This window comes from Methanogenium sp. MK-MG, assembly GCF_009914725.1.
In the GTDB taxonomy this organism is placed as follows: domain Archaea; phylum Halobacteriota; class Methanomicrobia; order Methanomicrobiales; family Methanomicrobiaceae; genus Methanogenium.
Genome location: NZ_JAAAWJ010000007.1, coordinates 38948 through 51210 on the forward strand (window position 1 = coordinate 38948; position 12263 = coordinate 51210).

Genomic DNA, 12263 nt, shown 5'->3' on the forward strand with positions numbered 1-12263 from the left:
ATCAGTACTCCTTCGTCAATGAACCCGGTTTCTCATTTTGTTCAATAAACTGAATCATATAACCGGTGCCGTTCGTGTTTGAGATCTCCATCGTCCCGTTCAGCTGCCGGTCAACCAGTGTGGAGACCAGCATCAGGCCAATGGACTGCTCATCACCCAAGCGATGTTTGTCATGGATGCCTACACCATTATCCTTTACCGAGACAACAACACGGTTTCCGTCATCCTTTACAATGGTGAGTGCAATATAGCCCTCACGCCCGTCCGGAAAGGCATGTTTTATCGCATTGGTAACCAGTTCGGAGATGATAAGACCGAATGAGACTGCAGTATCGAGGCCTATAAGGACACCAGGGGCATTGACAGAGTAGCGAATCTGCTCCTTCGGCACCCGATAGGTGACAAAGAGCGACTCCACCAGTTCGTTCACATACTCCTCCACCGCGATATGCATGTGGTCAGGAGAGTTATGGAGGTTGTCGTGAACCAGGGCAAGGGCCTCAATTCTGCTCTGCGTCTGCTGTACAATCCGCTGTGCGTCCGGGTCTTTCACCTCTGATGTCTGGAGGTTGATGAGGCTTGAGATCACCTGCAGGTTATTTCTGATGCGCTGGTGAATCTCGGTTAAGAGCTGATCTTTCTCTGCAAGTGCGTGTTTCAGCTCCTGTTCTGTATGTTTCAGATCCGTAATATTTTCGAGTATCACCGTGGCACCCGGCTGACCGTCGTCAAAGACCGTGGGGATCATCTTGATTAAAAACGAAAAGTCCTCTCCGTCTGCTTCCCACCAGAGTTCACGGGAGAGATCCTGGCCGCGAAGCACTTCTTCGAATACATGCGGGTCAATCGCATCGGTCAGCACCGGGAGTTCCCGGTCCATAATTGAGGTGCCGATAAGCTCCTCACGCGGACAGCCGGAGAAATCGACATAATTGTCATTGAGCTGCACAATCTTCAGATCTGCGTCCAGGACAATGATACAGTCAGAAGAGAAGTCCAGCATGGCAGAGATTGGCACCCGCTGGGAGAGGAAATAGACCTTTGCGACCCCCACAGACCGCATATCAACATGCCCGGAGACAAGAAGCATATTCAGATATTTTGATACCGAATTCCGGTTCATATTCAATATTCGCGAAATATCTGTGATGGAAAGCCCCCGCGGTTCATTCTTCAGAAGCTCTTTTACCCTTGAAAGTTCCTGCTTACTCTCGTCAATTTCCAGTGCCAAACCTATCGCTCCCTACGCGTTAGTATTTTTTTTCCTGCTATATAATCCTGTTCTCTTTTGATATGCAATACAGAATATATATTGCATCTGTTACCGGATACAGAGAACAATGCCAAATATTTTCTTTATACTGTTGCTGTTCCCGGCCATCTGAAAGTATCGCGTGCATTTAATGTGAGAAAACCAATGGATATATATGGAGGGTACAGGAAGAACCGGAGGGTATACCCCGGCCGATGACGTATGGCACCTGAATTTCTGGGTTGCAGTCATCATCACATTCAGTATCATCTCAGTTGTCATCATTCTATATGGCATATCCATCGGGGTCACGAACCTGACGCCATATCTCTTTATCATCCCCATCATCTTTGTCGCCTACCGCTTTCCTGAACGGGGCATCTCATTCTCACTCATTGTCGGGATTCTCAATATGCTCCTTCACTACCCGTTCTTTGATGTCCTTGCAGAACCCTATCTCATCTTTGTCAATTCCATTGTGCTCGTAGGGGCGGGCGTTGCAATATCTCTACTCTCTGGAGAGGTGAGCAAAGAGAAAACACGGTACGAGGCGATATTTTCCACCTCACAGGCAGGTATTCTCCTCATCGAACGCCCGAACCTCATCATCAGTGAAGTAAATGGCCGCCTTGAACGGATGCTTGCCTGCCGCCAGGGTGAATTGCAGGGAGCACATCTCAGCCGTATCTGGAAGGACACAAATGAGATGGAAGCATTCTTCTCTGCCATCGCAGATGTCCGGTCAGCTTCAGACGTGGAGACGCGGTTTCTCCGCAAAAACGGAGATGAAATCGTGGTGCTGCTCTCTGTCGGCAGCGGTTACGGCAAATCCGTGGTGCTCACTGTGATCGATATCACCGCCCGCAAAATTGCCGAGAAGGAACGCGAACAGGAACGTCTGCGTTCCCAGACCTATCTCAACACCGCAGGGGTGATGCTCTTTGTGATAAAGGCAAACCACAGCATCGCACTTGCAAACCGGCGGGCAGCCGAGGTCCTCGGGCAAAACGAATCGATGATCATCGGCCGTAACTGGTTCTCCACCTTCCTGTCAGAAGGGATTCGTGACGATGAACGCCGCCGGTTCAACCAGATACTCGCCGGAAAACCAGTCTCTGATGACTCCTTTGAATACCCCGTCCTGACCCCGAGGGGAGAACGGCTTATTGCCGGTCATTTTACCGTCCTCCGGGATGAAAACGCACTTATCAACTCAGTGCTCTACTCAGCAGAGGACGTCACCGAGTCACGGAGAATGCAGGAGGAGATTCGCCTCTCTGAGGCCAACTACCGGACCCTCTTTGAGGTGGGCGGTGCGGCAACCGCAATTCTGACCCGGGAGGGGACACTGACCCTCATCAATACCCGGTTTGAACGCCTCAGTGGCTATAACAGGTCAGAGGTGGAAGACCGGATGAACTGGCAGGATTTTATTCCCACAAGGACCGGAGGGCCGGGAAATGAGGGAGAAACTGAGTCCTCTGTCATACAGTGGCCGCCGGAGATCGACATGGGCCGGATGCTCGGAATGCAGCTGTGGGAATCTGAACTACAGTTTCTGATCCGTGACGGGACATACCGGGACGTGATCTGCTGGACGTCACGGATTCCAGGGACTGAACGGTATGTCGCCTCCATCCTGGATATCACCTCACGCAAGAGAGCAGAGGATGAACTGCGGCGGTCCCTGCAGGAGAAAGAGGTGCTCTTAAAGGAGGTGCACCACCGCGTCAAGAACAATATGCAGGTCATCTCATCCCTCCTCTCTCTGCAGTCAGACTCGATTACTGACCCGGAGAGCCTGGAACGCCTTCGTGAAAGCCAGAACCGGATCAAGTCAATGGCACTGGTGCATGAATCCCTCTATCAGTCTGAAAACCTTGCATCCATCGACCCGGCAGGATATCTCAGAAACCTGGCATCCGAGGTGATATCCTCATACTCCCTAGAGACCGTCATCACGGTGGAGTTCAGCATCACCGTCCACACTATGGACATCGACACCGCCCTCCCCTGCGGGCTCATTGTAAATGAACTCGTATCAAACTCCCTGAAACACGGATTCAAAGACGGAAAAGAGGGAAAAATCACGATCGGGCTGGATGAGACGGATGACGAATATATCCTCTCGTCCAGCGATGACGGCTGTGGTCTGCCTGCTGACTTTGATATCACCAGCCTCGACTCCCTGGGCATCAAACTCATCAATGTCCTCACCCGCCAGATGCGGGGTACAATAGAGATAGAGACCGGGGGGCCGGGGGTTGCGTTTACCTTCCATATCCCCCGGCAGGATCACGTGTAACAGCTGCCCCACAGATTGTGTATGCGCAAAAAAAGGATCAGATGCCCTGTGAATCTGCCTATAGTGCAGGTGTGTATGCACCGAGGCGTTCCAGAAAGAGCAGGTGGAGACGGAGGTCTCCACCCAGTTCAGGGTGAAAGGAGAGTACCATATGTGGGCCCTGGACAGCACCCACCACGCTGTGATCAGCGTAACAGAGCGGCATCGCATCCGGCCCGACCGAGAGGATGACGGGTGCCCGGATGAAGTAGCCGCGGAAGGGCCGGTTGTCACCTGTTATGGTGACTGCCCTCTCGCAGGAGTCACGCTGGCGGCCGAACGCATTTCTCCCGACTGCAATGTCCATGATGCCGAGCGGTTCGACCCGCGGATCATCGACCTCCCGGCCGATGAGCACCAGGCCGGCACAGGTCGCAAAGATGCCCCCTCTGAATGCACGGAGCGGGTCATACATATCGTTTTTTCGGAGCAGACGGGAGATGGTGGTAGACTCCCCGCCCGGCAGCACAATCGCATCGCAGCGGGATATATCCACTGCCCGGCGGAAGGAGAAGACCTCTCCTTCCTGCCCGGATGCAGAGAGTGCAGCCTTAAATGCCGCGACATGCTCGGAAACATCGCCCTGCAGGGCGCAGACACCGATATTAATTCCCACGGAACCGGAGCACCTCGTTTTCCGGCAGTGTGTGGATATCAAGGCCCGGCATCGCGTCACCAAGGCCGCGGGAGACCTCTGCGATGACGGATGCATCGTCATAGTGATTTACCGCCTCAACGATGGCCCGTGCCATCTCTGCGGGTGTCTCTGACTTGAAGATACCGGAGCCCACAAAGACACCGTCACAGCCGAGCTGCATCATCATCGCCGCATCACAGGGTGTCGCGATGCCGCCTGCGGAGAAGTTCACGACCGGCAGACGGCCACGGACAGCGCAATCCTTCATTATTTCATACGGTGCCTCGATAACACGTGCCCGGGCGGCGATCTCAATATCGTCCATGCCCTGCAGTTCGTGGATCCCGGATGTGATCGCACGCATGTGCCGGACTGCCTCCACCACATTGCCGGTGCCGGCCTCGCCTTTGGTCCGGATCATGGCAGCACCCTCGTTGATACGGCGGCATGCCTCGCCAAGATTGCGTGCACCGCAGACGAAGGGTACCGTGAATGCGGTCTTCACGATGTGATAGTCCTCATCTGCCGGTGTCAGCACTTCAGACTCATCGATCATGTCAACGCCCAGTGCCTCAAGCACCTGCGCCTCGACAAAGTGGCCGATACGTGTCTTCCCCATCACCGGGATGGAGACTGAATCAATTATCTCTATGACCTTTGCCGGATCTGCCATACGGGCAACGCCGCCGGCCTTGCGGATATCAGACGGAACACGCTCAAGTGACATCACTGCAACAGCGCCCGCCTCTTCTGCGATCATTGCCTGTTCTGCATTCACAACATCCATGATGACGCCGCCTTTCTGCATCGCTGCAAAGCCGCGCTTCACGAGTTCAGTCCCGAACCTGAGCTCTTCAAGTTTCATTGTCTGTACGTCTTGTCGTGAAACCGCAATAAATACATGGTCAGATACATCCCTGTCTCCCTGTGACAGGCCCTCCTTCAGGGAAAAATGAGGGGAAAGAGAGCACCGGCCGCAAGGAGCACCGCGGTGCAGATGAAAGCACTGATGATTGTCGCCCCGCGAACCGCAGAGACAATGGCCTGACCGCCCTCCCGGAGGCTCTGTTCGCCGTCGCCGATGGTATAGACTCCCGGTTTCACAAAGGCAGTCCCTGTTCCGCCTGCAACGAGCGCCATCGTGATGCCGCCGTTATACCCCGGCCGCAGGTGTGCATCGCGGCGCATACAGCGCCAGGCGTCACCGGCACGCCCAGAGGGAATAAACCAGAGAAGTAGGCAGAGACCGGCGAACCGTGCGGGCAGGTAACAGAGCACGTCGTCCAGACGGGCCGGAAACCAGCCGATATACCGGCGGTGATCGCAGTAGCCGAGCATCGCGTCCATCGTGTTTGCGGCCCGGAAGGCAGCGGCCCCCGGAAGGCCGCACAGAGTAAACCAGAAGAGAGGACCGATTATTGCATCCGTAAGATTCTCTGCCATCGATTCATAGGCAGCAGAGAGGACCTCTTCGTCGCTCAGGGTGCCTGTGTTGCGGGAGACAAGCATCTGCACCTCGTCCCGGCCGCCACCGTGGGAAAGCCCGTGTTCCACTGCTGCGACATGCTCCTCAAGGGACCGCCACCCCACGGTCAGGGAGAGCAGGACGGCACCCGCCACGATATAGAAGAGCGGTGGAAAAAAACGCGATACCAGATAGAACGGCATTGCGAAGATAAAAACCGTACACAGACAACAGACGGCACCATACAGACGCTCTGCTGCCGGGGAAAAACGGCCGGGCATGCCCCACCACCCGATGAACCTCCCCAGCCAGGCAGTCGGGTGCCACCGGTTGGGCGGGTCACCTGCGGCACGATCAGCCGCGAGGGCCGCCCAGATGATCACCGGTTCGAGAACCATGCAGCGAGGACACCAAGGAAGAGGAGCGTATAGGCGATGTAGTTATAGATAATATTCCCCTCCATCAGCCAGAGACTGTAGAGGAGCAGGGAGAGCCCAATCGTAACGGCCACCGGGAGGATGCCGCCCGGTGAGAAGTGGCCCGCACCGCGCCTGTCATCGTCCGGTTCGGGGAGGTCCGGACTATCGGTGAACGTCTCCTCGACGTCCGGGCGCAGGACCTCTATTACCGTCTCCTCACTCCTTGTCCCGTAGCCGACGATCACCTGCAGGGAAAATTCGCCGGAGTGTGCATACTCCCGGATGGGGATGTAAAACTCCTCGGTATCCGGGACATAGATATTTGCGTGAAAAAAATCTGTGAACGGGGATGCATTGATGGCCTTCAGCGTCAGGTGAATCGATGAGCCGTGGTTGACAAACCGGACGACGAGGTCAGTCCCGGGCTCAACTATTGTCTTTTGCGGTGCGTCGACCGCATTTATCTGCCGCCTGTTCAGATGTATTTCACAGATACCTGTCATACAGTGCCATTCTCCCCTATGATGGATATTATTGGTCCGGTTTATTCTCCGGCGGGAGGAGATTCGGGATCCCATCCGCTATCGGATAATCAATGCCGCATGCGCCGCACCGCAGGATACCCACCACGACATCGGTGGCTCCGCTCTCTGTTTCCACAGTCTCGGTTGCAGTCAGCTCAAGATCCCCCCTGCAGACCGGGCAGCAGAGGATCTCAATTGTTTCAGTCTTCATGCTCTCACCGGATATCGATGATCTGAGTTATCTCGGGCCCTGTTGATATGAGCTTGATAGGGACACCGATATCCTCTTCTGCCTGACGGATAAAGGCCAGTGCCTTCTCGGTCAGCTGGCTGTACTCGGTTGCCCCGAAACATGCCTCGTCAACATTGTCGATGCCGGTGATGGCACCGATGGTGCAGCCATTGATCATGGCAGAGTAACGGGCCATCTTCCCGTCCCAGCAGCCGATACGGCGTTCGCGGTGGGTGACGGTGCCAAACTCTTCGATACCAAGGGCATGTGACTCCTCTTTTGTCATCTCGGTCCCGAAGGGCCCTTCGCCGACCCGTGTCGGATAGGCCTTGAATACGACGATCACATCATCGATACGGGTCGGGCCGACACCATTGTCGGCTGCAATCTGCGACGCCGATGTATCCTTGGAGGTGACGAATGGGTAGGTCCCGTAATAAAGAGAGATACCGAACCCTTGTGTCCCTTCCAGAATAACAGTCTCGTTGCGGTCCAGGGCATCATTGAGTTCCTGGGCGACATCGATGATGAACGGTGCGAGTTCGGGCACATCTTTTGCCTGCGTTGCAACCCGCTGCACCCGGTCGACATTCGCAGGTCCGCACCCGGTTCCGGTGGAACCTATGGTCTTGGAGAGGTGTTCATCGCCACGGTCCCGCTCGATATGCTTCTCCTCAATAATGGAGCAGCGCCCGTCGATAAATACCCGCCCGTCAACCTCGACTGACTCTATTTCATGTTTCAGTACTCTTGGGTCGACCAGCACGCCTGTGCCGATAAAGAGGCGTGCATCCGGAAAGACAAACCCGGACGGAATCATCCGTACGCCGTACTCCTTTTCCCCGACTTTTACTGTATGGCCGGCATTCGGACCGACTCCTCCCCGGGAGATGATGGACGGTTTGTCCTTATGGGCGACATGGGCAACTATTTTGCCCTTCCCCTCATCTCCAAAAAACCCACCGACGATGATTGTGCAGCTCATTATTCGATCAGATAATCATTGGAACACCGAGCACATAAACCTTACAATCGAATCTGAAAATCAGCCGGTTGCGCTGATGCACTACAGGTCTCCAGTGGAAACAGGGGGGTTGAAACGGATCGGAATGCTTTATCTGCCGCACCCGGATACGTAGCGTCACCAGACCTGCCGCCCCCACCGGGCCACCAGGCCGGCAACCCGGACAATGCCTGGGTCGCATAGACTGAAAAGACGATCCAGGTCTGAATACCTGTCCTGCACTATTGGACAGACCACTCCGGCTCCAGTGGAAAAAGGGGGGTATATTGTATCTGGCCTCTATGATTCCTCTCCTCACACGGCGATGATTTCCCATGGAAAAAAAGAGACTGTGCAGGGGGAAATGCCCCGTCACAATGACGTGATAAATGCCTCAATCCGCCGAACTGCCTCACGCAGGTCCTCGCGGGAGACCGCATAGGCACAGCGCAGGTGCCCTTCTCCGGACTGGCCGAAGACACTGCCGGGTACCACTGCCACATGCTGCTCTTTTAAGAGGCGTTCTGAGAATTCAACGTCAGAGAGGCCGAAATCCTTAATGGACGGAAAGGCGTAGAACGCCCCGCGGGGCAGATGGCAGGTGAGACCGATGCGGTTTAAGCCCCGGACAAAGAGGTTGCGCCGCATCTGATACTCGGTCACCATCTCCTCGCGGTCGAGGTCAGCGTTCTTCAGGGCACCGACTGCCGCGTACTGGCTCATGGTCGGCGCCGAGAGCATCACATACTGATGGATTTTGAGTACTGCGTCACAGAGTTCTTTCGGGGCACAGAGATAAGCGACCCGCCAGCCGGTCATCGCATACGACTTCGAGAACCCGTTGATGAGAATCGTGCGTTCCTGGAGGCCCTCCGCCTGGACAGCGCTCGTCATCTCGCCGTCGTAGGTCATCTCGGTATAAATTTCGTCTGATATTAAGAGCAGGTCATGATCACAGATGACATCCGCGATACCACGGTAGTCCTCCCGTGACATCACCCCCCCGGTCGGATTGTTCGGGAAGTTGCAGATGACAGCCTTTGACTTCGGGGTGATCTTCTCCATCAGGGCGTCCGGGGTCAGCCGGAATTCATCCTCCATCCGGCAGGGCACCGGCACCGGCACGCCATCGGAGAGCATGACGCCGGGAGAGTATGAGACATAGGACGGGTCTGCGATGAGAATCTCATCGCCCCGGTTAGTGACTGCCCGGATGGCGATGTCGAGCGCTTCGGATGCGCCGGTTGTGATGAGCATCTCGTCTTCCGGGTGGTACTGGATCCCGAAGCGCTTTGCAAGGTATCGTGATGTCTCGGTGCGCAGTTCGGGCAGGCCACGGTTTGAGGTGTACGACGTCTGGCCCTGCTCAACGGAGGCGATGCCTGCCTCGCAGGCAACCCATGGTGTTGCATAATCAGGTTCGCCGACCCCGAGGGAGATGACATCGTCCATCTCCTGTACGATATCAAAGAACCTGCGAATACCCGACGGTGGAATCCTGTGGGTTCGTGCTGAAATAAAATCTCTCATAATATTTCACCCTAAAATGAAAATGGAAGGCGTTCTCCCTCTTTCCTGTCGTAGAGTATTCTCCCGTTCTCCTTGTAGGTCTTCATCACAATGATCGTGGCAGTCTCACGAATCTGCTCCATCGGCGCGATCTGTTCTGAGACAAAACGGGTGATATCCTGGATATTCCTCCCGGTAACACGGAGTTCAAAATCGTATTCTCCGCTGATGAGGCGCAGGGAACAGACCTGTGGGAACCGGGCGATGCGCTCGGCGATACGGTCGTAGCCGACGTCACGTTCAGGAGTTATTTTAAGATTCACGGTCGCCGCTGCCACTCCTTCGCCTGCCTTCTCCCAGTCTACACTCGCGCAGTAGCCTCGGATGATCCTGTCATTTTCCATGACACAGACACGGTCTTTAACCTCAGCCTCACTCAGGTCTGTGAGGTCAGCCACCACACTCGTCTCCTGTGTGCTGTCTTCTTCGAGAATGCGAAGGAGCAGCCAGTCTTTGGCGTCCATGATTTTATTCACCGGAATAATGTTTTATATCGAGATATATCAATCTGATTCAGCCGCTCGTCTGAAAACCGGCCTTCCTGCTGAAGGGTCTCGAGGATCTTCTTTGTTCCGGCACCAAACCACATCTCTTTTGTCCGTCCATAGCGCCCGCGCGAAACGAGGCGTGCCTTGATGACACCGAGCATGTCGAGTTCTGATATGAGGTCAGTGATACGCCGGTGGGTGAGAACATCAAGGTCAAGCGCCAGGGCGACGTCGCGGTAGACCTGAACCACTTCTCCGGAAGTGAAGACCTGTTTGTTCATTTCTGGAAAGAGCAGCATTGCATAGAGGACAGCCTTTGACTGAGATGGCAGTGTCTTGACGCATTCAATGAGGCTGTCGGCTTCAATCTTATTGCGGGCCTCACGTACATGTTTTTCAGTGACCATCTCAGCATTCTTGCGTTCTGTGAGTTCACCGGAGACCCGCAGGAGATCCAGTGCCCGGCGGGCATCGCCATGTTCCTGGGCGGCGAGGGCCGCACAGAGCGGGATCACGCCCTCATCAAGAACACCTTCATTGAACGCATAATCAGCACGCTGCTGAAGAATATCCACAAGCTGCGGCGCATTATATGGTGGGAAGACAATCTCCTCTTCTGAAAGGGACGAGAGTACCCGGTGATCCAGATAACTGGTAAAGAGCAGATCGTTGGAGATGCCCACGATGCAGACCTTCGCATTTTTCAGTTCAGAATTGATGCGCGAGAGGTTGTAGAGAGTTTCGTCACCTGATTTTTTGACCAGTTTGTCGATCTCGTCAAGTACGACGATATGGACTCCACCGATTGCCTCGATGAGGTTTTTGAGTTCCGTATATACCTGGTCAGTCGGCCACCCGGTCATCGGGATGATGGAACGCGGGCGATCAGACGAGCGCCCTTCATCGTCTTCGAGAAGCGTTGCTATCTGTGCAAAGACCCGGTACTGGGTATCGATGATCTCACAGTTGAGATGCACGACATTGCACTCCACCCCCACCGAGCCACAGGCCTTCTCCAGTTCTGCACCAACATAACGGACAGAGGCCGTCTTTCCGGTTCCGGTCTTCCCGTAAATCAGGATATTTGAGGGTGTCTCATTCCGGATGGACGGTGCGAGGATGGATGCTATCGTATCCATCTGCTCTTTCCGGTGCGGCAGTATCTGTGGACGGTACGAGTGCCTGAGCACCTCCCTGTTTTTGAAGATCGATCGGTCTTTAAGATATTTCTGAAAAAGCCCTATTGAAGAATTCTGTTCCTCTTCAGATGGGTCCCCTTCCTCTGGACGGTCTTCATATATATGATTGGGTGTGTCACCTTCATCCCCCATTTGAATCCGTCACCTCCATATGCGGTATTTCCATTGGATGTATGTATGTGGATGGGAGCTATACTAAAGGTATCTAAACTGGTCTGTCTTCGCGAGGTCAGAAGATAGACAGAAGCAACCGGGAAAGAGCAGTGGGATCCATATCAGGGATAAAAATGGATTTAATATTGTCCGGATTGTTTGAAAATCAGGGTATTTTACGTGCAGATCATCGGATGAAAAGCATTGGAAACATTAAATGAGATTAGGCAGGGAAGGGAAAAAAATGGAATGAACAAATGGTAAAGGGGATGTGGAAAAATCGTATGTGAAGTCAATTCCTCCCCGGCCTAAAGACCGGGGGCTCCTTGTGGTGAATGTTGAAAAAAATTGAAGGGTTTTTTTGACCTGCCGCACTATGCAAATAAAATTTTTTCAGTATTTTTCAATATTTTTCAGTTAAGTATCAAACATTATTCAATAAATTGAAAAAATAGCAAATTAATGGTTCTTTTTCAATAATAACTCAGGATCAACTTTTAAATATAATATTGTTTGATTTTTACAACTTAAAATATCATCAATACCCCTTTGTTTCCACTGGAACCTGATATTCATCTCCACTTCTCAAAAAATCATATAATTTTGGTTTAATTGCTAAAATATTGAAAGAGTTTAATTTTTTTGAGATTATGAGAATTTTATGAGAATGGTTTACCCCCCCACCCCTTTATTTCCATTGGAACAACAAAATTCATGGTTGGGTAAAATTTTGTGGAGAGAAAAAATAAGTATTTTTTTAAGAGTGTAATAAAAAAAGCCATTGAGCATTTTATTTTTAATGATATATAAAGTACTTTAATAATGTACCAAAAAACCGTAGATTGGCAGTTAAACAATAAATCAGATCCAAAATGGATCAGGAATTGTAAATCCGATCATAATTAGGATCGTAACTGTCAGGGCATAACTCGATCAGGAATTGTAAATCCGATCATAATTAGGATCGTAACTGTCAGG

The 12263-nt window shown here is 53.1% G+C and carries 11 protein-coding genes; 1 reads left to right on the forward strand and 10 read right to left on the reverse strand.

The genetic code is table 11. From position 1 onward, the window contains the following. Position 1: 1 nt before the first annotated feature. Positions 2 to 1231 (reverse strand): histidine kinase dimerization/phosphoacceptor domain -containing protein, encoded by a 1230-nt coding sequence (locus MKMG_RS02120; RefSeq protein WP_165074977.1) that lies wholly within the window; start codon positions 1229 to 1231, stop codon positions 2 to 4. A gap of 196 nt (positions 1232 to 1427) precedes the next feature. Here MKMG_RS02120 and MKMG_RS02125 point away from each other — a divergent pair, with 196 nt between their 5' ends. Further along, positions 1428 to 3557 (forward strand): PAS domain S-box protein, encoded by a 2130-nt coding sequence (locus MKMG_RS02125; RefSeq protein WP_165074979.1) that lies wholly within the window; start codon positions 1428 to 1430, stop codon positions 3555 to 3557. A gap of 58 nt (positions 3558 to 3615) precedes the next feature. On the opposite strand, the gene pdxT is transcribed toward MKMG_RS02125, so the two are convergent. The 9 genes from pdxT to MKMG_RS02170 all read right to left on the reverse strand — a co-directional run bounded on the left by pdxT (position 3616) and on the right by MKMG_RS02170 (position 11177). Further along, a complete protein-coding gene (gene pdxT, locus MKMG_RS02130; RefSeq protein ID WP_165074981.1) occupies positions 3616 to 4212 on the reverse strand; it encodes a pyridoxal 5'-phosphate synthase glutaminase subunit PdxT in 597 nt (198 codons plus the stop codon). Continuing rightward, the gene (pdxS, locus tag MKMG_RS02135; protein ID WP_165074983.1) at positions 4202 to 5098 is read right to left on the reverse strand and encodes a pyridoxal 5'-phosphate synthase lyase subunit PdxS; all 897 of its coding nucleotides are present in this window, start codon (positions 5096 to 5098) and stop codon (positions 4202 to 4204) included. The genes pdxT and pdxS overlap by 11 nt, the downstream gene beginning before the upstream one ends. Positions 5099 to 5175: 77 nt before the next feature. Beyond that, positions 5176 to 6096: an adenosylcobinamide-phosphate synthase CbiB gene (gene cbiB / locus MKMG_RS02140; RefSeq protein WP_165074985.1), complete on the reverse strand. Its 921-nt coding sequence runs from the start codon at positions 6094 to 6096 to the stop codon at positions 5176 to 5178. After that, positions 6078 to 6620 carry a hypothetical protein gene (locus tag MKMG_RS02145; RefSeq protein WP_165074987.1) on the reverse strand — a complete coding sequence of 181 codons (543 nt, stop codon included), beginning with the start codon at positions 6618 to 6620 and terminating at the stop codon, positions 6078 to 6080. Before MKMG_RS02145 ends, cbiB begins: the two co-directional genes overlap by 19 nt. A gap of 28 nt (positions 6621 to 6648) precedes the next feature. Next, on the reverse strand, positions 6649 to 6852 hold the full coding sequence (locus MKMG_RS02150) for a methytransferase partner Trm112 (protein ID WP_165074989.1): 204 nt from the start codon (positions 6850 to 6852) through the stop codon (positions 6649 to 6651). Between the two features lie 4 nt (positions 6853 to 6856). Then, positions 6857 to 7858 carry an adenylosuccinate synthetase gene (locus tag MKMG_RS02155; RefSeq protein ID WP_165074991.1) on the reverse strand — a complete coding sequence of 334 codons (1002 nt, stop codon included), beginning with the start codon at positions 7856 to 7858 and terminating at the stop codon, positions 6857 to 6859. Between the two features lie 390 nt (positions 7859 to 8248). Further along, positions 8249 to 9406: an aminotransferase class I/II-fold pyridoxal phosphate-dependent enzyme gene (locus tag MKMG_RS02160; RefSeq protein ID WP_165074993.1), complete on the reverse strand. Its 1158-nt coding sequence runs from the start codon at positions 9404 to 9406 to the stop codon at positions 8249 to 8251. A gap of 11 nt (positions 9407 to 9417) precedes the next feature. Continuing rightward, positions 9418 to 9921, reverse strand: coding sequence for an Lrp/AsnC ligand binding domain-containing protein (locus MKMG_RS02165; RefSeq protein WP_371415188.1), 504 nt, complete (start codon positions 9919 to 9921; stop codon positions 9418 to 9420). Continuing rightward, positions 9918 to 11177, reverse strand: coding sequence for an ORC1-type DNA replication protein (locus MKMG_RS02170; RefSeq protein WP_254059053.1), 1260 nt, complete (start codon positions 11175 to 11177; stop codon positions 9918 to 9920). The genes MKMG_RS02165 and MKMG_RS02170 overlap by 4 nt, the downstream gene beginning before the upstream one ends. Positions 11178 to 12263 lie beyond the last annotated feature (1086 nt).

What these genes read in the sequence shown, in the direction of transcription:
- MKMG_RS02155 (WP_165074991.1), bottom strand. Translation starts at nt 7,858, where the DNA reads ATGAGCTGCACAATCATCGTCGGTGGGTTTTTTGGAGATGAGGGGAAG.
- MKMG_RS02150 (WP_165074989.1), bottom strand. Translation starts at nt 6,852, where the DNA reads ATGAAGACTGAAACAATTGAGATCCTCTGCTGCCCGGTCTGCAGGGGG.
- cbiB (WP_165074985.1), bottom strand. Translation starts at nt 6,096, where the DNA reads ATGGTTCTCGAACCGGTGATCATCTGGGCGGCCCTCGCGGCTGATCGT.
- pdxS (WP_165074983.1), bottom strand. Translation starts at nt 5,098, where the DNA reads ATGAAACTTGAAGAGCTCAGGTTCGGGACTGAACTCGTGAAGCGCGGC.
- MKMG_RS02145 (WP_165074987.1), bottom strand. Translation starts at nt 6,620, where the DNA reads ATGACAGGTATCTGTGAAATACATCTGAACAGGCGGCAGATAAATGCG.
- MKMG_RS02125 (WP_165074979.1), top strand. Translation starts at nt 1,428, where the DNA reads ATGGAGGGTACAGGAAGAACCGGAGGGTATACCCCGGCCGATGACGTA.
- MKMG_RS02160 (WP_165074993.1), bottom strand. Translation starts at nt 9,406, where the DNA reads ATGAGAGATTTTATTTCAGCACGAACCCACAGGATTCCACCGTCGGGT.